At 60.7% G+C, this 26,218-nt stretch carries 23 protein-coding genes; 15 read left to right on the top strand and 8 right to left on the bottom strand.

What is annotated here, in order from left to right; translation table 11 throughout:
* Positions 1-2: 2 nt before the first annotated feature.
* From frr to rpsB, 4 genes are all read right to left on the bottom strand, one after another.
* A complete protein-coding gene (gene frr, locus EI969_RS23735; protein WP_150718422.1) occupies positions 3-560 on the bottom strand; it encodes a ribosome recycling factor in 558 nt (185 codons plus the stop codon).
* Positions 557-1,300, bottom strand: a complete 744-nt coding sequence (pyrH, locus tag EI969_RS23730) for a UMP kinase (RefSeq protein ID WP_003222124.1) — start codon at positions 1,298-1,300, stop codon at positions 557-559. Before pyrH ends, frr begins: the two co-directional genes overlap by 4 nt.
* A gap of 210 nt (positions 1,301-1,510) precedes the next feature.
* The gene (tsf, locus tag EI969_RS23725; RefSeq protein ID WP_150718421.1) at positions 1,511-2,374 is read right to left on the bottom strand and encodes a translation elongation factor Ts; all 864 of its coding nucleotides are present in this window, start codon (positions 2,372-2,374) and stop codon (positions 1,511-1,513) included.
* A gap of 190 nt (positions 2,375-2,564) precedes the next feature.
* Positions 2,565-3,302, bottom strand: a complete 738-nt coding sequence (gene rpsB, locus EI969_RS23720) for a 30S ribosomal protein S2 (protein ID WP_095189367.1) — start codon at positions 3,300-3,302, stop codon at positions 2,565-2,567.
* A 371-nt stretch (positions 3,303-3,673) separates the two neighbouring features.
* Here rpsB and map point away from each other — a divergent pair, with 371 nt between their 5' ends.
* The 3 genes from map to dapC all read left to right on the top strand — a co-directional run bounded on the left by map (position 3,674) and on the right by dapC (position 8,566).
* The gene (gene map / locus EI969_RS23715) at positions 3,674-4,456 is read left to right on the top strand and encodes a type I methionyl aminopeptidase (RefSeq protein WP_160389927.1); all 783 of its coding nucleotides are present in this window, start codon (positions 3,674-3,676) and stop codon (positions 4,454-4,456) included.
* Between the two features lie 41 nt (positions 4,457-4,497).
* Complete coding sequence (locus EI969_RS23710) at positions 4,498-7,200, top strand: [protein-PII] uridylyltransferase (protein ID WP_160389926.1); 2,703 nt, start codon at positions 4,498-4,500, stop codon at positions 7,198-7,200.
* Between the two features lie 166 nt (positions 7,201-7,366).
* A complete protein-coding gene (gene dapC, locus EI969_RS23705; RefSeq protein ID WP_160389925.1) occupies positions 7,367-8,566 on the top strand; it encodes a succinyldiaminopimelate transaminase in 1,200 nt (399 codons plus the stop codon).
* A gap of 87 nt (positions 8,567-8,653) precedes the next feature.
* Here the strand turns inward: dapC and EI969_RS23700 are convergent, their stop codons facing one another.
* Positions 8,654-10,285 (bottom strand): Na+/H+ antiporter, encoded by a 1,632-nt coding sequence (locus EI969_RS23700; protein ID WP_160389924.1) that lies wholly within the window; start codon positions 10,283-10,285, stop codon positions 8,654-8,656.
* A gap of 270 nt (positions 10,286-10,555) precedes the next feature.
* Between EI969_RS23700 and EI969_RS23695 the strand changes: the two genes are divergently transcribed.
* The 4 genes from EI969_RS23695 (at position 10,556) to EI969_RS23680 (ending at position 13,739) form a co-directional block, all read left to right on the top strand.
* Complete coding sequence (locus EI969_RS23695; protein WP_008052792.1) at positions 10,556-10,918, top strand: ArsC family reductase; 363 nt, start codon at positions 10,556-10,558, stop codon at positions 10,916-10,918.
* A 32-nt stretch (positions 10,919-10,950) separates the two neighbouring features.
* The gene (gene dapD, locus EI969_RS23690) at positions 10,951-11,985 is read left to right on the top strand and encodes a 2,3,4,5-tetrahydropyridine-2,6-dicarboxylate N-succinyltransferase (RefSeq protein ID WP_160389923.1); all 1,035 of its coding nucleotides are present in this window, start codon (positions 10,951-10,953) and stop codon (positions 11,983-11,985) included.
* Positions 11,986-12,132: 147 nt separating this feature from the next.
* Positions 12,133-13,338, top strand: a complete 1,206-nt coding sequence (locus EI969_RS23685; protein WP_160389922.1) for an aminotransferase class V-fold PLP-dependent enzyme — start codon at positions 12,133-12,135, stop codon at positions 13,336-13,338.
* Positions 13,335-13,739 (top strand): SufE family protein, encoded by a 405-nt coding sequence (locus EI969_RS23680; protein ID WP_160389921.1) that lies wholly within the window; start codon positions 13,335-13,337, stop codon positions 13,737-13,739. Before EI969_RS23685 ends, EI969_RS23680 begins: the two co-directional genes overlap by 4 nt.
* 114 nt (positions 13,740-13,853) lie before the next feature.
* Here the strand turns inward: EI969_RS23680 and tcdA are convergent, their stop codons facing one another.
* A complete protein-coding gene (gene tcdA, locus EI969_RS23675) occupies positions 13,854-14,672 on the bottom strand; it encodes a tRNA cyclic N6-threonylcarbamoyladenosine(37) synthase TcdA (RefSeq protein WP_160389920.1) in 819 nt (272 codons plus the stop codon).
* A 210-nt stretch (positions 14,673-14,882) separates the two neighbouring features.
* Between tcdA and EI969_RS23670 the strand changes: the two genes are divergently transcribed.
* The 4 genes from EI969_RS23670 to EI969_RS23655 all read left to right on the top strand — a co-directional run bounded on the left by EI969_RS23670 (position 14,883) and on the right by EI969_RS23655 (position 20,096).
* Positions 14,883-17,474 (top strand): glycosyltransferase, encoded by a 2,592-nt coding sequence (locus EI969_RS23670; RefSeq protein ID WP_160389919.1) that lies wholly within the window; start codon positions 14,883-14,885, stop codon positions 17,472-17,474.
* A 208-nt stretch (positions 17,475-17,682) separates the two neighbouring features.
* Complete coding sequence (gene dapE / locus EI969_RS23665; protein WP_160389918.1) at positions 17,683-18,834, top strand: succinyl-diaminopimelate desuccinylase; 1,152 nt, start codon at positions 17,683-17,685, stop codon at positions 18,832-18,834.
* Positions 18,834-19,643 (top strand): putative RNA methyltransferase, encoded by an 810-nt coding sequence (locus EI969_RS23660; RefSeq protein WP_160389917.1) that lies wholly within the window; start codon positions 18,834-18,836, stop codon positions 19,641-19,643. Before dapE ends, EI969_RS23660 begins: the two co-directional genes overlap by 1 nt.
* A gap of 75 nt (positions 19,644-19,718) precedes the next feature.
* Complete coding sequence (locus EI969_RS23655) at positions 19,719-20,096, top strand: hypothetical protein (RefSeq protein WP_160389916.1); 378 nt, start codon at positions 19,719-19,721, stop codon at positions 20,094-20,096.
* A 137-nt stretch (positions 20,097-20,233) separates the two neighbouring features.
* On the opposite strand, the gene EI969_RS23650 is transcribed toward EI969_RS23655, so the two are convergent.
* On the bottom strand, positions 20,234-20,443 hold the full coding sequence (locus tag EI969_RS23650; RefSeq protein ID WP_007954750.1) for a cold shock domain-containing protein: 210 nt from the start codon (positions 20,441-20,443) through the stop codon (positions 20,234-20,236).
* A gap of 236 nt (positions 20,444-20,679) precedes the next feature.
* On the opposite strand from EI969_RS23650, the gene plsB reads away from it, so the two are divergent.
* The 4 genes from plsB (at position 20,680) to EI969_RS23630 (ending at position 25,231) form a co-directional block, all read left to right on the top strand.
* Positions 20,680-23,184, top strand: coding sequence for a glycerol-3-phosphate 1-O-acyltransferase PlsB (gene plsB / locus EI969_RS23645; protein ID WP_160389915.1), 2,505 nt, complete (start codon positions 20,680-20,682; stop codon positions 23,182-23,184).
* A 51-nt stretch (positions 23,185-23,235) separates the two neighbouring features.
* Positions 23,236-23,637 (top strand): YbaY family lipoprotein, encoded by a 402-nt coding sequence (locus tag EI969_RS23640; RefSeq protein ID WP_160389914.1) that lies wholly within the window; start codon positions 23,236-23,238, stop codon positions 23,635-23,637.
* Between the two features lie 27 nt (positions 23,638-23,664).
* Positions 23,665-24,354: a DUF4197 domain-containing protein gene (locus EI969_RS23635; RefSeq protein WP_160389913.1), complete on the top strand. Its 690-nt coding sequence runs from the start codon at positions 23,665-23,667 to the stop codon at positions 24,352-24,354.
* 109 nt (positions 24,355-24,463) lie between these two features.
* Entirely contained in the window at positions 24,464-25,231 is a 768-nt protein-coding gene (locus tag EI969_RS23630; RefSeq protein ID WP_256678356.1) for a hypothetical protein, read from the top strand.
* Positions 25,232-25,341: 110 nt separating this feature from the next.
* Here EI969_RS23630 and EI969_RS23625 read toward each other — a convergent pair whose 3' ends face one another.
* On the bottom strand, positions 25,342-25,623 hold the full coding sequence (locus EI969_RS23625) for a DUF6124 family protein (RefSeq protein ID WP_160389912.1): 282 nt from the start codon (positions 25,621-25,623) through the stop codon (positions 25,342-25,344).
* Positions 25,624-26,218 lie beyond the last annotated feature (595 nt).

Here is a 26,218-nt window from a genome sequence, read left to right as displayed (position 1 = left end):
CCTTATACGGCCATCAGGTCTTTTTCTTTCTGCGCCAGGTTCGCGTCGATTTGAGCCACGAACTTCTTGGTCAGATCGTCGATCTCGCCAGTCGCACGACGCTCTTCGTCTTCGCTGATCTCTTTTTCCTTGACCAGATCCTTGAGCTGGCTGTTGGCGTCACGACGGATGTTGCGCACGGCAACACGGGCGTCTTCTGCGACGTCACGCGCCTGCTTGGTGAAGCCCTTGCGGGTTTCTTCGGTCAGGGCAGGCATGGAGATCAACAACAGTTCGCCGAGGTTGGTCGGGTTCAGGTTCAGACCCGCACTGCCGATCGCCTTGTCGACGGCACCCAGCATGTTGCGCTCGAAAGCCACGACTTGCAGGGTACGGGCGTCCTTGACGGTGATGTTGGCGACTTGCTTGATCGGGGTGTCGGAACCGTAGTACGGCACCATCACGCCTTCCAGGATGCTCGGGTGCGCCTGGCCGGTACGAATGCGGCCGAAGTTGTGCGTCAGCGATTCCACGGACTTCTGCATGCGCTCTTGAGCGTCTTTCTTGATTTCGTTGATCATTGTTGGCCTTCCTCGATCAGGGTTCCTTCAGCGCCGCCATGTACGATGTTCAGCAGGGCGCCGGGCTTGTTCATGTTAAACACGCGTAGTGGCATCTTGTGGTCGCGGCACAGGCAAATGGCCGTCAGATCCATCACGCCCAGCTTGCGATCCAGCACTTCATCGTAGGTCAGATGATCGAACTTCTCGGCATGCGGGTCTTTGAACGGGTCGGCGGTGTAGACGCCATCGACCTTGGTCGCCTTGAGCACGACATCGGCATCGATTTCGATGGCACGCAGGCAGGCAGCCGAATCCGTGGTAAAGAACGGGTTGCCGGTACCGGCCGCGAAAATCACCACGTCCTTGGAGTTCAAGTGACGCATGGCCTTGCGGCGATCATAGTGATCGGTCACGCCGACCATGGAAATAGCGGACATCACGATGGCCGAGATGTTGGCGCGCTCAAGGGCGTCGCGCATGGCCAGGGCGTTCATCACAGTGGCCAGCATGCCCATGTGGTCGCCGGTGACCCGATCCATGCCAGCCTTGCTCAGCGCTTCACCGCGGAACAGGTTGCCACCACCGATGACCAGACCGACCTGAACACCGATGCCGACCAGTTGGCCAACTTCCAATGCCATGCGATCCAGAACTTTCGGATCGATCCCGAACTCTTCCGAGCCCATCAGGGCCTCGCCGCTGAGCTTGAGTAGAATGCGTTTATAGCGAGCCTGATAACCACTGCCCTGCTGAGCCATTGCGAATCTCTCCTGCGGCGTATTTTAAAAATTCTTTGCGAGCTGTTTACAGCTGGCGTTCACTCTAGCGTGGCGCTGCTTCAGCGCCATCGGAACATGGCTTTGTAAGCCAGTTCCAAAGGGAAACCAATTAAAAATTGATGCCCCATCTGAAAAGAGGCTGCGCGCGTGAGCGGGCAGCCTCTTCTGGGCGACAGTTAAAAAACCGTCTTATTGCTTGGCGGCAGCCAGCTGGGCAGCAACTTCTTCAGCGAAGTTGTCCACTGGCTTCTCGATGCCTTCGCCTACTTTGAAGTAAGTGAAGGAAACGATTTCAGCGCCGGCTTTCTTGGCCAGGGCACCTACGGTGATTTCCGGGTTCATCACGAAGGCTTGCTCGACCAGGCTGGCTTCAGCCAGGAACTTGGTGATACGGCCGGCGATCATCTTCTCGACGATTTCAGCTGGCTTGCCTTTCATCTTGTCTTCGTTCAGGGTCAGGAAGACGCCCTTCTCGCGCTCGATGGCTTCTGGCGAAACCTGCGATGGCAGCAGGAACTCAGGGTTGCTTGCGGCCACGTGCATGGCGATCTCTTTGGCCAGCTGAACATCGCCGCCCTTGAGAACAACAGCAACACCGATCTTGTTACCGTGCAGGTAGGTGCCGACAACGTCGCCCTCTACGCGTACCAGGCGACGGATGTTGACGTTTTCGCCAACTTTGGCCACCAGGGCTTCACGAGCCGATTCCTGAGCGGCGATCAGCGGAGCTGCGTCGGTCAGTTTTTCGTCGAAGGCTTTTTCTACGCTGGCAGCAACGAAGTTCTTGAAGTCGTCTTGCAGGGCCAGGAAGTCGGTCTGCGAGTTGACTTCCAGCAGCACGGCTGCCTTGTCGTCAGCCTTGATGGCGATAGCGCCTTCAGCGGCAACGTTGCCGGCTTTCTTGGCAGCCTTGATAGCGCCCGAAGCACGCATGTCATCAATGGCTTTTTCGATGTCGCCGCCAGCCTTTTCCAGGGCTTTCTTGCAATCCATCATGCCTTCGCCGGTACGCTCGCGCAGTTCTTTGACCAACGCTGCAGTAATTGCTGCCATTTTAAAATTCCTCTTGGATAGGTTTTCAACCATTCCACCCGATCGAACGGGCGATCAATTCTTCCCGAACCACCCTTGTTAGCTGCCGCACGTTACAGATAGAGCAGTGGGCGCCGACAAATGGTTTTCGAGGTGGCAAAAAGGGGGCCAAGCCCCCTTTTTGCTTACTGAGTCAACGCCAGGGCGTCAATTACTCAGCTGCAGCCTGAGTTTCTTCAGCTGCGAATTCAACGGTGCCGCCGCCAACGTTGTTGCGACCGCGGATGACAGCGTCAGCCATCGAACCCATGTACAGCTGGATAGCGCGGATTGCGTCATCGTTGCCTGGGATGATGTAGTCAACGCCTTCCGGGCTGCTGTTGGTATCGACTACGCCGATAACCGGGATGCCCAGCTTGTTGGCTTCGGTGATCGCGATGCGCTCGTGATCAACGTCGATAACGAACAGAGCGTCTGGCAGACCGCCCATGTCCTTGATGCCACCCAGGGAACGATCCAGCTTTTCCAGGTCGCGAGTGCGCATCAGCGCCTCTTTCTTGGTCAGCTTGGCGAAAGTACCGTCTTCGGCTTGAACTTCAAGGTCACGCAGACGCTTGATGGAAGCACGGATGGTCTTGAAGTTGGTCAGCATGCCGCCCAACCAGCGGTGATCGACGTACGGCGAACCGCAACGTGCTGCTTCTTCAGCAACGATCTTGCCAGCGGAACGCTTGGTGCCGACGAACAGAATCTTGTTTTTGCCCTGGGCCAGGCGCTCTACGAAAGTCAGAGCTTCGTTGAACATTGGCAGGGTTTTTTCAAGGTTGATGATGTGGATCTTGTTACGCGCGCCGAAAATGTACTTGCCCATTTTCGGGTTCCAGTAACGGGTCTGGTGACCGAAGTGCACACCGGCCTTCAGCATATCGCGCATGTTGACTTGGGACATGATAGTTCCTTAATAAGTCGGGTTTGGCCTCCACGTATCCCAATGACCAACCAGCAGCATCAGCTGAAGGCACCCAGGTCATCGTGTCGACACGTGTGTGGATTTAGGCTTTTCGGGACATCCCCGGAAAGCGGCGCATTTTATATCACAAGGCAGGGCAAAACGGAACCCGGATTCTGAAATCCTGGCGACTGCATTGCCCCGGCCCTTGGAATCCACCAAGAATGCACCATTCTATAGAGAGAAGCGATGCACACAGGCGCAGATTTGCGCTGATCGTCTGGTAGAATCGTATTTTTCAGGGCCGCGAAGACCGATCGCGCAATGCCCTTTCCGTTTAGAAAGCGCCATCGAGCGTAGAGAGAGCCTGTATGACCGTCACCCTCAAAACCCCCGAGGATATCGCCAAAATGCGTATCGCCGGCAAACTCGCCGCCGATGTGCTGGAAATGATTGCCGAACATGTCAAGCCGGGCGTTACCACCGATCAACTGAACCAGATCTGCCACGACTACATCGTCAATGAGCAGAAGGCCATCCCTGCCCCGCTCAACTACAAGGGCTACCCGAAGTCGATCTGCACGTCGATCAACCATGTGGTCTGCCACGGCATCCCGAACGACAAGCCGCTGAAAGACGGCGACACCCTGAACATCGACGTCACCGTCATCAAGGACGGCTTCCACGGCGACACCAGCCGCATGTTCCATGTCGGCAGCGTGCCGGTCTGGGCCGAGCGCCTGTCCCAGGTGACCCAGGAATGCATGTACAAGGCGATTGAAATCGTAAAACCCGGCTGCCGCCTGGGCGACATCGGCGAAATCATCCAGAAGCACGCTGAAAAGAACGGCTTCTCGGTGGTTCGCGAGTTCTGCGGCCACGGTATCGGCAAGGTGTTCCACGAAGAGCCGCAGATCCTGCACTACGGCCGCGCTGGCACCGGCATGGAACTCAAGGCCGGCATGACCTTCACCATCGAGCCGATGATCAACCAGGGCCGTGCCGACACCAAGGTTCTGGGCGACGGCTGGACCGCGATCACCAAGGACCGCAAGCTCTCGGCACAGTGGGAACACACCCTGCTGGTGACCGAAACCGGTTACGAGATCTTCACCCTGCGCGGCGATGACACCATCCCTCGCGTTTCGGCCTGACCCCGGCGCCGTACCTCGCCTATAGAAAGGAAAGCCAATCGATGCCGCAGGTGGATCCCGAACTCTTCGACCGCGGCCAGTTCCAGGCTGAACTGGCCCTGAAGGCTAGCCCGATCGCGGCCTTCAAGAAGGCGATCCGCCAGGCCCGAGAGGTGCTCGACACGCGCTTTCGCAACGGCCGCGACATTCGCCGGCTGATCGAGGATCGCGCCTGGTTCGTCGACAACATCCTGCAAAAGGCCTGGAACCAGTTCGACTGGAGCGAGGACGCCGACATCGCGCTGGTCGCGGTCGGCGGCTACGGCCGTGGTGAACTGCACCCTTACTCCGATATCGACTTGCTGATCCTGCTGGACAGCGCCGACCACGAAGTTTTCCGCGATTCCATCGAGCGTTTCCTGACGCTGTTGTGGGACATCGGCCTGGAGGTCGGCCAGAGCGTTCGCTCGGTCGACGAGTGTGCCATCGAGGCCCGCGCCGACCTGACGGTGGTCACCAACCTGATGGAAAGCCGCACCATCGCCGGCCCCGAGCATTTGCGCCAACGCATGCTGGACGTCACCAGCACCGCGCACATGTGGCCGAGCAAGGACTTCTTCCTGGCCAAGCGCGCCGAACAGAAGGCCCGCCACCACAAGTACAACGACACCGAATACAACCTGGAGCCCAACGTCAAGGGTTCACCCGGCGGCCTGCGGGATATCCAGACGATCCTGTGGGTGGCCCGTCGCGAATACGGCACCCTGAACCTGCGGGCACTGGCTGGCGAAGGATTCCTGGTCGAGAGCGAAAACGCCCTGCTGGCCTCGTCCCAGGAGTTCCTGTGGAAGGTTCGTTATGCCCTGCACATGCTTGCCGGTCGTGCCGAAGACCGCCTGCTGTTCGATCACCAGCGCACCATCGCCGGGCTGCTGGGCTTCAAGGGCGACGACGCCAAGCAAGCCATCGAAAACTTCATGCAGCAGTACTACCGGGTGGTGATGAGCATCGCCCAGCTCAGCGACCTGATCATCCAGCACTTCGAGGAAGTCATCCTCGCGCCGGAGGACGAAGCGCCGGCGCAGCCGATCAACTCGCGTTTCCAGCTGCATGACGGCTACATCGAGGCACGCAACGACAACGTCTTCCGCCGCACACCGTTCGCCATGCTCGAAATCTTCGTGCTGATGGCCCAGCAGCCGGAAATCAAGGGTGTGCGTGCCGACACCATTCGTCTGCTGCGGGAAAACCGTCACCTGATCGACGACGACTTCCGCAACGATATTCGCAACACCAGCCTGTTCATCGAGCTGTTCAAGTGCAAGATCGGCATCCACCGCAACCTGCGGCGAATGAACCGTTACGGCATCCTGGGGCGTTATCTGCCCGAATTCGGCTTTATCGTCGGACAGATGCAGCATGACCTGTTCCACATCTATACGGTCGACGCGCACACCCTGAACCTGATCAAGCACCTGCGTAAGTTGCAGTACACCCAGGTGTCGGAAAAATTCCCGCTGGCCAGCAAGCTCATGGGCAAGCTGCCCAAGCCCGAGCTGATCTACATGGCCGGCCTGTACCACGACATCGGCAAAGGCCGGCATGGCGACCACTCGGACATCGGCGCGGTCGATGCCGAGGCGTTTTGCCAGCGCCATCAACTGCCTGTGTGGGACAGCCGCCTGATCGTGTGGCTGGTGCAAAACCACCTGGTAATGTCGACCACCGCCCAGCGCAAGGACTTGTCCGACCCGCAGGTGATCCACGATTTCGCCCAGATCGTCGGCGACGAAACCCGCCTCGACTATCTGTATGTGCTGACCGTCGCCGACATCAACGCCACCAACCCGACGCTGTGGAATTCCTGGCGCGCCAGCCTGCTGCGCCAGCTCTACACCGAGACCAAGCGCGCCCTGCGTCGAGGCCTGGAGAATCCGGTGGACCGCGAAGAGCAGATCCGCCAGACCCAGAGCGCCGCCCTGGATATCCTGGTGCGCGGCGGCACCGACCCGGACGACGTCGAGCAACTGTGGGCGCAGTTGGGTGATGACTATTTCCTGCGTCACACCGCCGGCGACGTGGCCTGGCACAGCGACGCGATCCTCCAGCAACCGGCCGACGGCGGGCCACTGGTGCTGATCAAGGAAACCACCCAGCGCGAGTTCGAGGGCGGCACGCAGATCTTCATCTATGCCCCCGACCAGCACGACTTCTTCGCCGTGACCGTGGCCGCGATGGACCAGCTCAACCTGAACATTCACGACGCCCGGGTCATCACCTCCAGCAGCCAGTTCACCCTCGACACCTATATCGTGCTCGACACCGACGGCGACTCGATTGGCGATAATCCGGCGCGGGTCAAACAGATCCGCGACGGCCTGACTGAAGCCCTGCGCAACCCGGACGACTACCCGACCATCATCCAGCGCCGGGTGCCGCGCCAGCTCAAGCATTTCGCCTTTGCGCCGCAGGTGACGATCCACAACGACGCCCAGCGCCCGGTGACGGTGCTGGAACTCACGGCGCCCGACCGCCCGGGCCTGCTCGCGCGGATTGGCACGATTTTCCTGGAGTTCGACCTGTCGCTGCAAAACGCCAAGATCGCCACCCTCGGCGAGCGCGTGGAAGACGTGTTCTTCATCACCGACGCCAACAATCAGCCGCTGTCCGACCCGTTGCTGTGCAGCCGCCTGCAGGATGCGATCGTCGAACAACTGGGCGTCAACCAGGAACCGGATATCAAACTGTCGCGCATCAGCATCTGAACCAACATCGCGAGCCTGCCCTTTGTAGGAGCTGGCTTGCCAGCGATGGACTAAAGAGCGCCGCACTTACCCGGTAAGCACGCGTTATCGTTGACGACCATCGCTGGCAAGCCAGCTCCCACAGGAATCTCGGTTTGCCTGCTCCCATACCGAACGAGATACATCGATGAACAACGCTCTGTCCCAGCTCCAGCCTTACCCCTTCGAAAAGCTCCGCGCCCTGCTCGGCAGCGTGACGCCGAACCCGGACAAGCGCCCGATCGCACTGTCCATCGGCGAGCCGAAACACCGTTCACCGAGCTTTGTCGCCGAGGCCCTGGCCAGCAACCTGGAAAAAATGGCGGTGTACCCGACCACCCTCGGTATCCCGGAGCTGCGCGAAGCCATCGCCGCCTGGTGCGAGCGTCGTTTCAGCGTGCCGAACGGCTGGATCGACCCGGCGCGCAACGTGCTGCCGGTCAATGGCACCCGCGAAGCGCTGTTCGCCTTCACCCAGACCGTGGTCAACCGTGGCGATGACGCGCTGGTGGTCAGCCCGAACCCGTTCTACCAGATCTACGAAGGCGCGGCGTTCCTCGCCGGGGCCAAGCCGCATTACCTGCCGTGCCTGGACGAAAACGGTTTCAACCCGGATTTCGATGCCGTATCCCCGGACATCTGGAATCGCTGCCAGATCCTGTTCCTGTGCTCGCCAGGCAACCCGACCGGTGCGTTGATTCCGGTGGAGACCCTGAAAAAACTGATCGCCCTGGCCGATGAACACGACTTCGTGATCGCCGCGGACGAGTGCTACAGCGAGCTGTACTTCGACGAGCAGACCCCGCCACCAGGCCTGCTCAGCGCCTGCGTGGAACTGGGCCGCAAGGACTTCAAGCGCTGCGTGGTGTTCCACAGCCTGTCCAAGCGCTCGAACCTGCCAGGCCTGCGCTCGGGTTTTGTCGCCGGTGACGCCGACATCCTCAAGGGTTTCCTGCTCTATCGCACCTACCATGGCTGCGCGATGCCGGTACAAACGCAACTGGCCAGCGTTGCTGCGTGGAATGACGAAGTGCACGTTCGCGCCAACCGTGCGCTGTATCGCGAGAAGTTCGACGCAGTGCTGGAAATCCTCAGCCCGGTCATGGACGTACAGCGGCCGGATGGCAGCTTCTACCTGTGGCCAAATGTGGCGGGTGACGACGCTGCGTTCTGCCGCGACCTGTTCGAGCAGGAGCACGTGACCGTGGTACCGGGCTCGTACCTGTCGCGGGATGTGGACGGCGTCAACCCGGGCGCTGGGCGCGTGCGCATGGCTCTGGTTGCGCCGCTGGCGGAGTGTGTCGAGGCTGCCGAACGGATTCGCGACTTCATTCAACGCCGCAAGTAACCACAGACCTGTAGGCGTCCGGCTTGCCGGCGATGGCAATTTGCAGGACGCCATCGCCGGCAAGCCGGGCTCCTGCAAGAGCAGCGGTTACTTCACCTGGCCGAGTTTCGCCTCACTCAGATCCAGCTCCCCCAATACTTCACGCAACACGTCATCACCGATCTGGTGATGACGGCTGAGGCTGTACAACTCCAGGCGCTGCGCCCGCAGCGCCTTCAAACGCAGGCGCCGCTCCAGCAGATCCATCTGAAAGGCCAGGGCCTGGGCTTCAGCGGAATCGTTGAACACCTCCAGCTGGTGTCGGTACTCGGACATGATCCGCGCCTTGAGCTCGGCCGCCAACGCGGACTGGGCTGCGTCCTGCGGGTTGACCTCTTCTGCCTCAAGCGCATGAATGGCCGCTTCGGCGGTCTTGCGCCAGGCATCGCGCACTTCATTGCGCCGTTTGTCGTCCGGGCTGGTTTCGATGCCCCGCAGCAATATCGGCAATGCGATGCACGCGGCGATCAACGACAACAGGATCACCCCGGCGGCGATGAAGATCAGCAAATCACGCTGGGCAAACACTTCGCCGCCCATCAGCATCGGCACCGACATCACACCCGCCAGCGTCACGGCCCCGCGCACACCGCCCACGGTCAGCAACCAGCAGGAACGCGCGGTCGGCACCTGCGTCACGTCACCCTTGCCGCGCAGGCGCCTGAGCAATACCGACAATCGCCAAATGCTCTGCACCCAGATGAAGCGCAAGGCCAGCAGCATCAGGAAAATCGCCACCACGTCCAGCCCGCGATACAGCAATGTCGGCCACAGCGAGGTTTCGTGACTGGCCACGGCCTTGATGATGTCCGGCAACTGCAGGCCCAACAGCAGGAAGATCAAGCCGTTGAAGGCGAACTCCAGCAACGACCAGACGCTGCGATTGAGCAGGCGCGTGTTGGTCTGGCGCGGTAGCAGATCGAGCCAGCTCTGCATCATCCCCGCCGCCACCGCCGAGAGGATGCCCGACACCTCCATGCGCTCGGCCAGCACGTAGGCGGCAAACGGCAGCAACAACATGAACACCACGTGCGTCGCCGGATCGTCCCAGCCGCGCGCGATCATCCACGCGCGCAGACGACCGACCAGCCAGCTCAGGGCCACCCCGACGGCCAGACCACCCACGGCGACCAGCAGGAAAGTCACACTCGCATTGGCCAGCGAGAACACACCGGTCACCGCCGCCACCAGGGCAAACTTGAACGTCACCAGGCCCGAGGCATCGTTCATCAACGCCTCGCCCTGCAAGATGTGCATCAACGGGGTCGGCAGCCGATTGCGGGAAATGGCCGACACCGCCACCGCATCCGTCGGCGACAGCACGGCCGCCAGGGCAAACGCCACCGGCAATGGCACATCGGGCAGCAACCAGTGAATGAAGTAGCCGGCGCCGACCACGGTAAACAGCACCAGGCCCACCGCCAGGGTCAGGATCGGACCGCGCAAGTGCCAGAATTCGCGCTTGGGCATGCGCCAGCCGTCGGAGAACAACAGCGGCGGCAGGAACAGAAACAGGAACAACTCCGGATCCAGGGCCACATGCAAGCCCAGCGTCGGCCAAGCCAGCAATGCCCCGGCAGTGATCTGCACCAGCGGCAACGGCAACGGAATCACCCGCCCGATCAGGCGCGAAACGCCGACCAGCATCAACAGGATCAGGACGGTGTAGGCGGTTTGCATAAAGCGTGGTTCCCAGACAATCGGCAGCATTGAAGTGCCATATTAGCCGCTTAGACTACGGGTAGCCCTTGCACCTATGTCGCACCCGGAACGCGCCAATCCATGTGGGAGCGAGCTTGCTCGCGATGGCGTCAGGTCAGTCAACATTGATTTCGACTGTCATGCCCTCATCGCGAGCAAGCTCGCTCCCACAGGTTTTGCGTTTTAACTGAAAGGCCATGGCATAATCCGTCACCTTTTATTTACGGCACCTGCAAAGGGGGCAATTCCTTGACCGTTTCAAGCAAAACGTTGCACCTTTTCGGCATCAAAGCCTGCGACACCATGAAAAAGGCGCGCACCTGGCTCGATGAACACGCTGTCAGCTATGACTTTCATGATTACAAGGCGGTCGGTATCGACCGCGAACACCTGACCCAATGGTGCAACGAGCACGGCTGGGAAGTGGTGTTGAACCGTGCAGGCACGACCTTTCGCAAGCTCGACGACGAACGCAAAGCCGATCTCGACCAGACGAAAGCCATCGAACTGATGCTCGCACAACCCTCGATGATCAAGCGCCCGGTGCTCGATCTCGGTGACCGAACCCTGATTGGCTTCAAGCCAGACATCTACGCGGCCGCGCTCAAGTAAGCAGCCCGTTCAATTTTGTTAGAGGTATACACATGTCCACTACCCTGTTCAGCCTGGCCTTCGGTGTCGGCACTCAAAACCGTCAAGGCGCTTGGCTGGAAGTGTTCTACGCCGCCCCGCTGCTCAATCCATCGGCTGAAATCGTCGCCGCTATCGCCCCGATCCTGGGTTACAGCGAAGGCAATCAGGCCATCGCATTCAGCACCGCCCAGGCCTCGCAACTGGCAGAAGCACTCAAAGCCGTCGACGCTGCCCAGGCCGCCCTGCTGACCCGCCTGGCCGAGAGCCACAAGCCGCTGGTCGCCACCCTGCTGGCCGAAGATGCCCAACTGTCGTCCACTCCCGAGGCCTACCTCAAGCTGCATCTGCTGAGCCATCGCCTGGTCAAGCCACACGGCCTGAACCTGGCCGGGATCTTCCCGCTGCTGCCGAACGTAGCCTGGACCAGCCAGGGCGCGGTCGACCTGAGCGAACTGGCCGAGCTGCAACTCGAGGCCCGTCTGCGCGGCGAACTGCTGGAAGTGTTCTCGGTGGACAAATTCCCGAAAATGACCGACTACGTGGTTCCGGCCGGCGTGCGTATCGCTGACGCCGCGCGTCTGCGCCTGGGCGCCTACGTGGGCGAAGGCACCACCGTGATGCACGAAGGCTTCATCAACTTCAACGCCGGCACCGAAGGCCCGGGCATGATCGAAGGCCGCGTATCCGCCGGTGTATTCGTCGGCAAGGGTTCTGACCTGGGCGGCGGCTGCTCGACCATGGGCACCCTGTCGGGCGGCGGCAACATCGTGATCAAGGTCGGTGAAGGCTGCCTGATCGGCGCCAATGCCGGTATCGGCATTCCGTTGGGCGACCGCAACACCGTCGAGTCGGGCCTGTACGTGACCGCCGGCACCAAGGTTGCCCTGCTGGACGAAAACAACCAACTGGTCAAAGTGGTCAAGGCCCGTGAACTGGCCGGTCAGCCGGACCTGCTGTTCCGTCGCAACTCGGAAACCGGTGCCGTGGAATGCAAAACCCACAAATCGGCCATCGAGTTGAACGAAGCGCTGCACGCTCACAACTAAGCCACACGACCACCCGCACCCCTGTAGGAGCGAGCTTGCTCGCGATGGACGTCAACGATAACGCGCGGCATCAGACAGCCCGTGTCGTCCATACGTCCATCGCGAGCAAGCTCGCTCCTACAGGGGGCAGGTGTACAGGCGAACACCATGATGATGCTCTCCCCCTGGCGCGCCGATTTCCCGGCCATCGCCGCCCTGCAACGGCAAGGCCAGACCTATCTGGACAACGCCGCCACCACGCAAAAACCCCAAGCCCTGCTGGATGCCCTGACGCATTACTACGCCAACGGCGCGGCCAACGTGCATCGGGCGCAGCATTTGCCCGGCGCCCACGCCACCCAGGCCTTCGAGGACAGCCGCCGCAAAGTCGCGCAATGGCTCAATACCGGTGATTGCGGGCAGATCATCTTTACCCACGGCGCGACGTCCGCGCTGAATCTCCTGGCCTACGGCCTGGAACCTCTTTTCAATCCGGGCGACGAGATCGTCATCAGCGCCCTGGAGCATCACGCCAACCTGCTGCCGTGGCAGCAACTGGCGCACCGTCGTGACCTGAAGCTGGTGATCCTGCCGCTGGATGCCGACGGCGTGATCGACCTTGAAGCCGCCGCCGGTTTGATCGGTCCACGCACGCGCCTGTTGGCCGTCAGCCAGTTGTCCAACGTGATTGGCGCGTGGCAACCGCTGCCGCAATTGCTGGCACAGGCCAAGGCACACAATGCCCTGACCGTGATCGACGGCGCCCAGGGCGTGGTCCATGGCCGCCACGACGTGCAGGCGCTGGGCTGCGATTTTTATGTGTTCTCCAGCCACAAGCTCTACGGTCCCGATGGCCTGGGCGTGCTGTTCGGACGTCAAGAGGCGCTGCAACAGCTGCGGCCCTGGCAGTTCGGCGGTGAGATGGTGCTGGACGCCAATTATCACAACGCCCGCTTTCGCCCGGCACCGCTGGGTTTCGAGGCCGGAACGCCACCGATTGCCAGTGTGATTGGCCTGGGAGCGACCCTGGACTATCTCTCAGGGCTCGATCAGGCGGCCGTGTCCGCCCATGAAGCGGCGCTGCATGCCTGTCTGCTCAAGGGCCTTGAAGCGCGCAATGGCATTCGCCTGTTGGGCAAGCCCCAGGTGGCACTGGCCAGTTTCACCGTCGAGGGTGTGCATAACTCCGACCTGGCGCATTTGCTGACCGAACAAGGGATCGCGGTGCGTGCCGGCCATCACTGCGCCATGCCGCTGCTCAAACGCTTCGAACTGGCCGGAGCGATTCGGGTGTCGTTGGCGCTGTACAACGATTCCGAAGACCTGGAACGGTTCTTTGAAGCCCTGGATCAGGCGCTGGAGCTATTGCGATGAATCTGCCTGCCGATGCCGTCACGGCGCTCGAGACCTTTCAGAAAGCCGCCGGCTGGGAACAACGCGCACGCCTGCTGATGCAATGGGGCGAGCGCCTGCCGGCATTGAGCGACGCGCAAATGTGCGACGCCAACCGGGTCCACGGCTGTGAAAGCCAGGTGTGGCTGGTGGGTGAGTTGCGCGATGGCCATTGGCAATTCAGCGCCAACAGCGACGCACGGTTGATTCGCGGGTTGGTGGCGTTGCTGCTGGCGCGGGTCAACGGGTTGTCGGCGGTTGAGTTGCAGCAGGTGGATTTGCCGGACTGGTTCAATCAGTTGGGGTTGGGCCGGCAGCTGTCCGAGTCTCGCAGTAATGGCTTGAATGCCGTATTGCAACGCATGCGCGAGTTGGCTGCCTGACTTTATGGATGCGTGAAATGTCCATGTAGGAGCCGGCTTGCTGGCGATCCAGGCGATGCGGTCTGTCTGAGACACCGCCATCGCTGGCAAGCCAGCTCCTACAGTGCGTGTGTTTCAAGCCACGGGCTTGACCCGTTCCGCCGGCCGCCGCACACCCGCCACGATTTTGTCCACAGCCTTGGTCGCCGCGACCATGCCGAACGTCGCCGTCACCATCATCACCGCGCCAAACCCGCCGGCGCAGTCGAGCTTCACGCCATCACCGACAAAACTCTTCTGCAGGCAAATGCTGCCATCCGGTTTCGGGTAACGCAGCTGCTCGGTGGAAAACACACACGGCACGCTGTAATGACGGGTCACGGTGCGGGAGAAGCCGTAGTCGCGGCGCAGTGTGGAACGCACTTTCGAAGCCAACGGATCATTGAACGTACGATTGAGATCGCAGACCTGGATCAACGTCGGGTCGATCTGCCCGCCCGCGCCGCCGGTGGTGATGATCTGGATCTTGCGGCGCTTGCACCAGGCGATCAGCGCAGCCTTGGCGTTGACGCTGTCGATGCAGTCGATCACGCAGTCGATGTTCGGCGTGATGTACTCGGCCATGGTGTCGCGGGTGACGAAGTCCGGCACCGCGTGCACCGTGCAGTCCGGGTTGATCCCGCGCAGACGCTCGGCCATCACCTCGACCTTGGGTTTGCCGACGGTGCTGTCGAGCGCGTGCAACTGGCGGTTGGCGTTGCTGACGCAGACATCGTCCAGGTCGAACAGCGAAATCTCGCCCACGCCACAACGGGACATGGCTTCCGCCGCCCAGGAACCGACGCCGCCGACGCCGACGATCGCCACATGGGCCGCGCGCAGGCGCTCAAGGCCCTCGATGCCATACAAACGGGCGATGCCTGCAAACCGCGGATCTTCTGTACTCATGACCATCACCTCAAAAACCGGCGCGCAGTATAGGGCTTCGCAGCACTAAATTTTAGGCTTCAAACGGTAAGTGTAAGAACTTATGTGAAAGCGAATTGCCCAATGTCGAGTAATTCCCTGTCCGCTGTACGTTCAGAGAATGCCCAGTGTAGGATTCGCGCCCCTTGGCGGTCCGACCGTTCCTTCGTTCCACAGTCTTTGGAACCCGAAATAACTATGTCATCGCGTAAATTTGGACTCAACCTGGTCGTGGTGCTCGCCATCGCGGCCTTGTTTACCGGCTTCTGGGCGCTGATAAACCGCCCGGTCACCGCCCCCAACTGGCCTGAACAGATTTCCGGCTTCTCGTATTCGCCATTCCAGCAGGGCCAGTTCCCGCAGAAGGACCAGTTCCCGACCGACGATCAAATGCGTCGCGACCTGGAGATCATGAGCAAGCTGACGGACAACATCCGCATCTACTCGGTCGACGGCACCCTGCAGGACATCCCGAAACTCGCCGAAGAGTTCGGCTTGCGCGTGACCCTGGGGATCTGGATCAGCCCGGACCAGGAACGCAACGAACGGGAAATCACCCGCGCCATCGAAATCGCCAATTCCTCGCGTAGCGTGGTTCGAGTGGTGGTGGGCAACGAAGCGATTTACCGCAAGGAAATTACCGCCGCCGAACTGAGCGTGATGCTCGACCGAGTCCGTGCAGCCGTGAAAGTGCCGGTGACCACGTCCGAGCAGTGGCACGTCTGGGAAGAACACCCGGAACTGGCCAAGCACGTCGACCTGATCGCCGCGCACGTCTTGCCCTATTGGGAATTCATCCCGATGGACAAGGCCGGTCAGTTCGTCCTCGACCGCGCCCGCGACCTGAAAAAACTGTTCCCGAAAAAGCCGCTGCTGCTGTCCGAAGTGGGCTGGCCGAGCAACGGCCGCATGCGCGGCGGCGCCGATGCGTCGCCAGCGGACCAGGCGATCTACCTGCGAACCCTGGTCAACAAGCTCAATCGCCAAGGCTTCAACTACTTCGTGATCGAAGCGTTTGACCAGCCGTGGAAAGCCAGCGACGAAGGCTCCGTGGGCGCCTACTGGGGCGTGTTCAACGCCGCGCGCCAGCAGAAATTCAACTTCGAAGGCCCGGTGGTGGCGATTCCGCAGTGGCGCGTATTGGCCATTGGCTCGGTGGTGTTGGCCCTGTTGTCGCTGACCCTGCTGATGATCGACGGCTCGGCCCTGCGCCAGCGTGGCCGTACCTTCCTGACCTTCATTGCCTTCCTCTGTGGTTCGGTGCTGGTGTGGATCGGCTACGACTACAGCCAGCAATACAGCACCTGGTTCAGCCTGACGGTGGGCTTCCTGCTCGCCCTCGGTGCGCTCGGGGTGTTTATCGTGCTGCTGACCGAAGCCCATGAACTGGCCGAAGCGGTGTGGGTGCACAAGCGCCGGCGCGAATTCCTGCCGGTCGAAGGCGATTCCAACTACCGCCCGAAAGTGTCGATTCACGTGCCCTGCTACAACGAGCCGCCGGAGATGGTCAAACAGACCCTCAACGCCCTGGCCAACCTCGACTATCCGGACTTCGAGGTCCTGATCATCGACAACAACACCAAGGACCCGGCGGTCTGGGAACCGGTGCGCGATTACTGCGCAACCCTCGGCCCGCGCTTCAAGTTCTTCCACGTGGCACCGCTGGCCGGCTTCAAGGGCGGTGCGCTGAACTACCTGATCCCGCACACCGCCAAGGATGCCGAAGTCATTGCCGTGATCGACTCGGACTACTGCGTCGACCGCAACTGGCTCAAGCACATGGTGCCGCACTTCGCCGACCCGAAAATCGCCGTGGTGCAGTCGCCGCAGGATTACCGCGATCAGAACGAAAGTACCTTCAAGAAGCTCTGCTACGCGGAATACAAGGGTTTCTTCCACATCGGCATGGTCACCCGCAACGACCGTGATGCGATCATCCAGCACGGCACCATGACCATGACCCGCCGCTCGGTGCTCGAAGAACTGGGCTGGGCCGACTGGTGCATCTGCGAGGACGCCGAGCTGGGCCTGCGCGTGTTCGAGAAAGGTTTGTCGGCCGCGTATTACCACACCAGCTACGGCAAGGGCCTGATGCCCGATACCTTCATCGACTTCAAGAAACAGCGTTTCCGCTGGGCCTACGGGGCGATCCAGATCATCAAGCGTCACACCGCCAGCCTGCTGCGCGGCAAGGACACGGAACTGACCCGTGGCCAGCGTTACCACTTCCTCGCGGGCTGGCTGCCGTGGGTGGCGGACGGCATGAACATCTTCTTCACCGTCGGCGCGCTGTTGTGGTCGGCGGCGATGATCATCGTGCCGCAACGGGTCGATCCGCCGCTGCTGATCTTCGCCATCCCGCCATTGGCGTTGTTCGTGTTCAAGGTCGCCAAGATCATCTTCCTCTACCGTCGTGCGGTTGGAGTGAACCTGAAGGATGCCTTCTGCGCGGCGCTGGCCGGCCTGGCGTTGTCCCACACCATCGCCAAAGCGGTGCTGTACGGCTTCTTCACCAGCAGCATTCCGTTCTTCCGCACGCCGAAAAACGCCGACAACCACGGCTTCTGGGTAGCGATTTCGGAAGCCCGGGAAGAGATGTTCATCATGCTGCTGTTGTGGAGCGCGGCGCTGGGGATATTCCTGGTGAACGGCATGCCGAGCAACGACATGCGCTTCTGGGTCACCATGCTGCTGGTGCAGTCGCTGCCGTATCTGGCTGCACTGATCATGGCGTTCCTGTCGTCGCTGCCGAAACCGTCGGTCGAGACTGAAACGGCACCAGCGGTCTAAATCTTTGCCGATGCACTAAACGGCGGCCAATGGTCGCCGTTTTGCTTTAAGATAACCGCCATTTTGCGGGCCAGACCCAATACCTGTAGGAGCGAGCCTGCTCGCGAGAAACGCAAGGGCAACGCGGTTACCCAGATCGCACGCGTTATCGTTAACGTCCATCGCGAGCAAGCTCGCTCCTACACATTTACAGCTTCCGGAGTTTTCCATGACGGCCCACGCCGACCTTTCGCCGACCCTCCAACTCGCCATCGACCTGATCCGCCGTCCGTCCGTGACGCCGCTCGACGCCGATTGCCAGAAGCAGATGATGCAGCGCCTGGGCGATGCCGGTTTCACCCTGGAACCGATGCGCATCGAGGATGTGGATAACTTCTGGGCCACCCACGGCCAGGACGACGGTCCGGTGCTGTGCTTCGCCGGCCACACCGACGTGGTCCCGACCGGCCCGGTGGCGGCCTGGCAGATCGAGCCGTTCAACGCGCTGATCGATGAACACGGCATGCTCTGCGGCCGTGGCGCCGCCGACATGAAAGGCAGCCTCGCCGCCATGACCGTCGCCTCCGAACGTTTTGTCGCCGACTACCCGAATCACAAAGGCAAGGTCGCCTTCCTGATCACCAGCGACGAGGAAGGCCCGGCGCACCACGGCACCAAAGCCGTGGTCGAACGCCTGGTCGCGCGCAAGGAGCGTCTGGACTGGTGCATCGTCGGCGAACCGTCGAGCACCACCCTGGTGGGTGACGTGGTCAAGAACGGCCGTCGCGGCTCCCTCGGCGCCAAACTGACCGTGCGCGGTGTGCAGGGCCACGTGGCTTACCCGCACCTGGCGAAGAACCCGATCCACCTCGCTGCCCCGGCACTGGCCGAGCTGGCTGCCGAGCATTGGGACCACGGCAACGACTTCTTCCCGCCGACCAGCTTCCAGATCTCCAACGTCAACTCCGGCACCGGTGCGACCAACGTGATCCCCGGTGACCTGGTGGCGGTGTTCAACTTCCGTTTCTCCACCGAGTCGACCGTCGAAGGCCTGCAAAAGCGCGTCGCCGACATCCTCGAAAAACACAGCCTGGACTGGCACATCGACTGGGCGCTGTCCGGCCTGCCGTTCCTCACCGAACCGGGCGCGCTGCTCGACGCGGTGTCGGCGAGCATCAAGGACATCACCGGCCGTGACACCAAGGCGTCCACCAGCGGTGGCACCTCCGATGGCCGCTTCATCGCGACCATGGGCACCCAAGTGGTCGAGCTGGGCCCGGTCAACGCGACCATCCACCAGGTCAACGAACGCGTGCTGGCCGCCGATCTCGACGTGCTGACCGAGATCTACTACCAGACCCTGATCAAGTTGCTCGCCTGATGCTTGCGTGCCCGATCTGCAGTGAGCCGCTCAATGCGGTGGACAACGGCGTGGCCTGCCCCGCCGGGCATCGGTTCGACCGCGCGCGCCAGGGTTACCTGAACCTGTTGCCGGTGCAGCACAAGAATAGCCGCGACCCTGGGGATAACCAGGCGATGGTCGAGGCTCGCCGCGACTTCTTGAACGCGGGCCATTACGCGCCGGTGGCCAAGCGTCTGGCCGAGCTCGCAGCCGGTTACGCGCCAGCGCGCTGGGTCGATATCGGTTGCGGCGAGGGTTACTACACCGCGCAGATCGCCGATGCCTTGCCGGACGCTGACGGCTACGCGCTGGACATCTCCCGCGAAGCGGTCAAACGTGCCTGCAAACGCAACCCGAAGCTCACCTGGTTGATCGCCAGCATGGCGCGGGTGCCGTTGGCTTCCGGCAGCTGCCAGTTCCTGGCGAGCGTCTTCAGCCCGCTGGACTGGGACGAGGCCAAGCGCCTGCTCAGCGTCGGCGGCGGCTTGATGAAAGTCGGGCCGACCAGCGGCCACCTGATGGAACTGCGCGAGCGGCTGTACGACGAGGTCCGCGAGTACATTGACGACAAGCACCTGGACCTGGTGCCGAAAGGCATGGCGCTGGCCCACAGCGAGACGTTGACGTTCAAGCTGACGCTAGACAAGCCGCAGGACCGCGCCAACCTGCTGGCGATGACGCCCCACGGCTGGCGTGCCAGTGCCGAGCGCCGGACAGCGGTTATCGAACAGGCCGAGCCGTTCGAGACCACCGTATCAATGCGCTACGATTATTTCGTTCTTCAATAACTTTTGGTTCCGGGCGAATGCCCGAAACCGGCTAAATCCGCGAATGGATTTTTCAGACACGCAGTGAGGACATCCATGCGCCAACCCGATATCGAGATTTACCTGAAAGACGCCGACGTCGACCACAAAGCCATTTCCGCCTGGCTCGCTGCGGCATTGGGCCCGTGCACCGACTGGATCCAGAAAGGCCAGACGTACAAGTGCAAGGCCGGCAACGTCCCGGTGACCTGGCTGCCAAAAGCCGTAGGAAAGTGGAACAGCCTGTACCTGGAAAGCGACGCAACCCCGTGGGAAGACGACATCGCCTGCGCCCGCGCTGCGTTTGCCGCGCTCAACGTCGAAGTGCGTTGCGCACCGGGAACGTGGGTCGAGGAAGAAGGCGAAGAGACAGCAGACCGCTGGATTCGCATCAGCGCTGACGGTGAAGAAGAAATCACCTGGAAAACTGCATAACAAAGCAATACACAAAACCTGTGGGAGCGAGCTTGCTCGCGATAGCGGACTTACATTCAACATCTACGTTGGCTGAAAGGACCTCATCGCGAGCAAGCTCGCTCCCACAGTGTTTTTGGGTGTTCTGAAGATTCTGGTTACAACCCCACCACATCCTCAGCCTGCAACCCCTTCTGCCCTTCCACCACTGCGTATTCAACCTGCTGGCCTTCGGTCAGCGAACGGTGGCCTTCGCCACGAATGGCGCGGTAGTGCACGAACACGTCCACCCCGTCCTCGCGCTGAATGAAGCCGTAGCCCTTGGCGTCGTTGAACCACTTCACGTTGCCGGTTTCGCGTGTTGCCATTTGTTCATACTCCCTTTTTATTATTGATCGGGCTTTTCGCAGGAAAGCCTCGGGAACGTCTTTCTGCGTGCGACGTCCCTAAAAGGGCACCGACAGCAGACGGCCGAGTATATGACAGACGTTAAAACTCTCAACAGGAGATTACTTCGGTGCTTTTTTGCCGATTTTAAGCGAATACGGCACACTATCGGCCTCCCGAGCAAACGCTCGGTTTTATTCACTCATGCAGAAGCCGTATGACCCGCTCCCCGTTCCGCCGTCTTGTGTTTGGCACCCTGCGCCGACTGCTGTACCTCTGGGTTCGCTCGGAGACGATCAACCAGTCGTCGTTCACCCTCAACCTCGACCGCAGTCGTCCGGTGTTCTACGTCCTGCAAAACCCTTCGCTGACCGACCTCGCCGTGGTCGACACCGAATGCAGCAAGGCCGGCCTGCCGCGGCCGGTACTGCCGGTATCGGTAGGCAACCTGCTGGAACCTGCCGCGTTCTTCTACCTGACGCCGGACCCTGACTGGCTCGGCCGCCAGGACAAGCGCGGCGCGCCGCCGACACTGACCCGCCTGGTCAGTGCCCTGAGCCAGAACGCCGCCGAAGACGCGCAGATCATTCCGGTCAGCGTGTTCTGGGGCCAGTCGCCGGACAGCGAAAACAGCCCGTGGAAACTCCTGTTCGCCGACAGCTGGGCCGTTACCGGGCGCCTGCGTCGCCTGCTGAGCATCATCGTCCTGGGGCGCAAGACCCGCGTGCAGTTCTCCGCACCGATCCACCTGCGCGAACTGATCGACCACAACAAGGGCCACGAGCGCACCGTGCGCATGGCCCAACGCATCCTGCGGGTGCACTTCCGCAACCTCAAGGCTGCGGTCATCGGCCCGGACATTTCCCACCGGCGCAACCTGGTCAAGGGCCTGCTGAACCAGCCGATGGTCAAGCAAGCGATCCTCGACGAAGCCGAGCGCGAGAACATCTCCCCGGAAAAAGCCAAGGCCCAGGCCCTGCGCTATGGCAACGAAATCGCCTCGGACTACACCTACACGGCGATCCGTTTCATGGAGGTGGTGCTGAGCTGGTTCTGGAACAAGATCTACGACGGCATCAAGGTCAACCACATCGAAGGCGTGCAGAAGGTCGCCCAGGGTCACGAAGTGATCTACGTGCCGTGCCACCGCAGCCACATCGACTATCTGCTGCTGTCCTATCTGCTGTTCCGCAACGGCCTGACCCCGCCGCACATCGCCGCCGGCATCAACCTGAACATGCCGGTGATCGGCGGCCTGCTGCGTCGCGGCGGCGCCTTCTTCATGCGCCGCACGTTCAAGGGCAATCCGCTGTACACCTCGGTGTTCAACGAATACTTGCACACCCTGTTCACCAAGGGCTTCCCGGTGGAGTACTTCGTCGAGGGTGGCCGCTCGCGCACCGGGCGCATGCTGCAACCGAAGACCGGGATGCTGGCGATCACCCTGCGCAGCTTCCTGCGTTCGTCGCGCATGCCGATCGTCTTCGTGCCGGTGTACATCGGCTACGAGCGCGTACTGGAGGGTCGAACCTATCTTGGCGAGTTGCGCGGCGCAGCCAAGAAGAAAGAATCGATCTTCGATATTTTCAAAGTCATCGGCGCACTCAAGCAGCGCTTCGGCCAGGTGGCAGTGAACTTCGGCGAGCCGATCAAACTGGCGGAATTCCTCGACAGCGAACAGCCGGACTGGCGCCAACAGGAACTCGGCCCGCAGTTCAGGCCGGCCTGGCTCAACGAGACCACCAACCGCCTCGGCGAGAAAGTTGCGCAGCACCTGAACGAAGCGGCGGCAATCAACCCGGTCAACCTCGTTGCCCTGGCGCTGCTGTCCACCAGCCGCCTGGCCCTGGACGACCGTGCCATGGCGCGGGTGCTGGACCTGTATCTGGCGTTGCTGCGCAAAGTGCCGTACTCGCCGCACACCACCCTGCCGGAAGGTGACGGCCGCGCGCTGATCGAGCATGTGAAGGACATGGACCTGCTGTCCGAGCAGAGCGATGCCTTGGGCAAGATCCTGTATCTGGACGAGCAGAACGCCGTCCTGATGACCTACTACCGCAACAACGTGCTGCACATCTTCGCCCTGCCGGCGTTGCTGGCGAGCTTCTTCCAGAGCGCCTCGCGCATGAGCCGCGAACAGATCCTGCGCTACACCCGCGCGCTGTATCCGTACCTGCAAGCGGAGCTGTTCATTCGCTGGTCGCTGGACGAACTCGATGCGGTGATCGACCAGTGGCTCGAAGCGTTCGTCGAGCAAGGCCTGCTGCGTTTCGAGAACAACGTGTACCTGCGCCCGGCGCCAAGCTCACGGCATTTCGTGTTGCTGACCCTGCTGTCGAAAAGCATCGCCCAGACCCTGCAGCGCTTCTACATGACCGTGTCCCTGCTGCTCAACAGCGGCCAGAACAGCATCAGCGCCGAAGAACTGGAAGACCTGTGCACGGTCATGGCCCAGCGCCTGTCGATCCTGCACGGCCTGAACGCCCCGGAGTTCTTCGACAAGAGCCTGTTCCGCCACTTCATCCAGACGATGCTCGACCTCGAAGTGCTCAAGCGCGATGAAGCGGGCAAGTTGAGCTATCACGAACTGCTCGGCGAACTGGCTGAAGGCGCGGCCAAACGGGTGTTGCCGGCGGATATTCGTCTGTCGATCCGTCAGGTGGCGGTGCATCGCAGTGAAGATGCGGCGGACCAACCCGCTCCCCCGGTCGAAACCGTCTAAATTGATCAGGGCGCCAGTCGGTTCTGATGCCCTCGATACGGAGATCCCCCCATGAAAAAACTGCCACTTATCGCAGCCGCCGTCCTGCTGACAGCCTGCCAGCACCCGACACCGGCGCCCAAGGCCTCCCTCGATGGCGAAGTCTTCTACCTGCAACGCATCGCCCTGCCACCGACCGCGATCCTCAGCGTCAGCCTGCAGGACATCTCACTCGCCGATGCCCCGGCGAAGGTCATCGACGAACAGCGCGGCCAGGTCCAAGGCCAGGTGCCATTGGCCTTCCATCTCAACTACGACCCGCTGAAGGTAGAGCCCAACCACCGTTACTCGGTGAGCGCGCGCATTGAAGTCGACGGCAAACTGATGTTCATCACCACCGAGAATCATGCCGTGCGCCTGGACGGTACCGATCCACAACCACTGAAGGTCCGTGTCGACCCGGCCCGCTACTAAGTGTCTTTTTCGAAAAAGGAAGTTGCCATGTTCCGCCCTACCCTTCGTTTCGCCGGCCTGTGTGCAGGCTTGATGATTTCTGCCAGCGCCCTGGCGCTGTCCCTCAGCGACCTGTCGCAGAAAGACGCCACCGGCGGACTCAAGGACGCACTGACCCAAGGCGCGCAACTGGCCGTGAAACAACTCGGCACCCCGGGCGGCTTCAGCAACAACCCCGACGTGAAAATCGAACTGCCGGGCAAACTGGGTAAAGTCGCCAGCAAAATGAAGCAGTTCGGCATGGGTGACCAGGTCGATGAACTGGAAACCAGCATGAACAAGGCGGCGGAAACCGCCGTGACCCAGGCCCAGCCGATCCTCGTCGATGCCGTGAAAAAAATGACCGTGGAAGACGCCAAGGGCATCCTCAGCGGCGGCAACGACTCGGCCACCCAATACCTGAACAAGACCAGCCGCGAACAGATTCGCGCCAAATTCCTGCCCATCGTCAAGCAAGCCACCGACAAGGTTGGCCTGGCCCAACAATACAACTCCTTCGCCGGCCAAGCGGCGACCATGGGTGTCGTGGATGCGAAGAACGCCAACGTCGAAAACTACGTTACCGAGCAAGCGCTGAATGGCTTGTTCGAAATGATCGGCAAACAGGAAGAAACCATCCGCCAGAACCCGGCGGCTGCGGCGACCAGTTTGGCGAAGAAGGTGTTTGGTACGCTCTGAGCCCCGAGAACCGCTGTGGTAGCAAGCCTGAACCGGTGCGCTGCATAGCAGTGAAGATGCGGCGGGTTTTGTCGAACTTAACTGACCTTCGCCTTTCCCGGAAACAAGGATGTTTCCGATCAATTCCGTCTGCGATTCGCCTTCTCACAGAGAGTTTTTCCTACCAAAGCTTGATTGCTTTGGGGATACGCTCAGCGCTCGTCATTTCGACGAACCAACGGATAAGGAAATCATTATGACGCAACATAGAATCAACGCGCTCTTGCACTTTCCTCCGGACTACGAAGTACCGGAAGGCTGCGACATCAATGTCAAAGTACAAAACATTACCGACAGAACTGTGCCGATCCTTCACGGCATATGGGGCAGTAATACACTACCCTCGGCACGTCCGATCAATTTCGATATCAGTGTCGATTCAAACCTGAATGCCGTCGGAAGTCGCTATGTCATCAACGTAAAAATCTCCCACCAGAACACCGCGCTCTTGCTGGATATAGATCGAGAATTCCACTGGGCAGGAGGGGATCACGATGCAGACATTTACTTGAGCCCCGTGGGCTACATCGCCGTGGAAAAGACCTGGATGCCGAGGATCGGTTACCCTGCCGACTCGAAACTGTATGTAAAGCTGATTGAACCCGTTAGCGATGAGAACGACGAGGCCCTTGTGTGTGAAGGAGTCGGCTTGACCGGGGAACCTAATTTCTATCTGAAATATGACCCGTCCATGATCAAACCGGGCCGACTTTACACGCTGGTCGGCTCATTTGAGACCTATGGCCCGCGCCAACTGTCGCTGGGACTTCATCCAGCGAAGCTGATACTGAAGCCTAATGATGTTGTTAATCTTCCAGGTTTCAGTGCCTCTACCTAAAAGCCTGCGGATCGACACTTGACGCAAGATCCACTTATTTCATGTCACAGGCGTCGGCAACAACCAAAAGCCCACTGACCTTCACAGGTTCAGCGGGCTTTTTCGTTGTGTTATTGCGGCGATTCAAGATGATCCAGCACACCGTTCACAGATAGCTGTGCCAGGACAATCATCTGCTGAATACCGAGCACCAGATTGCAGGTTGGACCGGTCAGGATAGACGACAATTCGGTTGCCATTACATTGGCTGAAGCGAGGGTTTCATAGGCATGGACCAGCAGGGTTTCGGAATCGACGCCTTGGCGGATGGTGAAAATTGGGCAGGGGCGGTTTGAAGTTTTCGTTTGTTTTTCGGATTCGGAGGCAGAGTTATCAGGACTGTCTTTGATCATTGCGAAGCTCCCAAAGTAGGCGCCTAACGACTATTCGCGGGCTTGCAGTCCCGGTCGCTGAATTGGCAGCGAACGGGCAAAGGCTAGAGATCGTGATTCCGACGGGCAAGCTGAAAGTCTTGTGGGAATGGTCTGAATGGTTGGCATTGGCGATAAACATTGTTGACTGTTGGGCAGCCTTCGCGGGCAAGCCCGCTCCTACAGGGGATTGGGTACATCTGTGAGGAATTGGTTGGCTGGCAGGCCGCCATCGCTAGCAAGCCAGCTCCTACAGTTGATCCGGGTATGCCTGCAAGAGATTGGTTGGCTGTGAGGCCGCCATCGCTGGCAAGCCAGCTCCTACAGAGGATCGGCGTACACCCACTGCTCTTCACCACTCTTCAGGCCGAGCGTTAGCTCGCCTGCAGCTCTTGATCTTGATCCACCCGCCCCCTCGGGAGGCTGAGTGGAGGTGTTCATCCGGGGATGGGCGCGCAGCGCCGTTCGACGCAGTCGAACTCATCGCATGTAGGTGCCAGCGAAGCCAACCGGAGGGCGATGCCCCCGGATGAATGCCGGAGCGAAGGAACCCCGAGCCTAAGCGAGGGGCCGTACG

Origin of the sequence: Pseudomonas sp. PB101 (assembly GCF_009764265.1) — a bacterium.
Classification (GTDB): Bacteria; Pseudomonadota; Gammaproteobacteria; order Pseudomonadales; family Pseudomonadaceae; genus Aquipseudomonas.
Note: the sequence above shows the minus strand (reverse complement) of the source record. Positions and strands in the feature narration are given on the sequence as shown.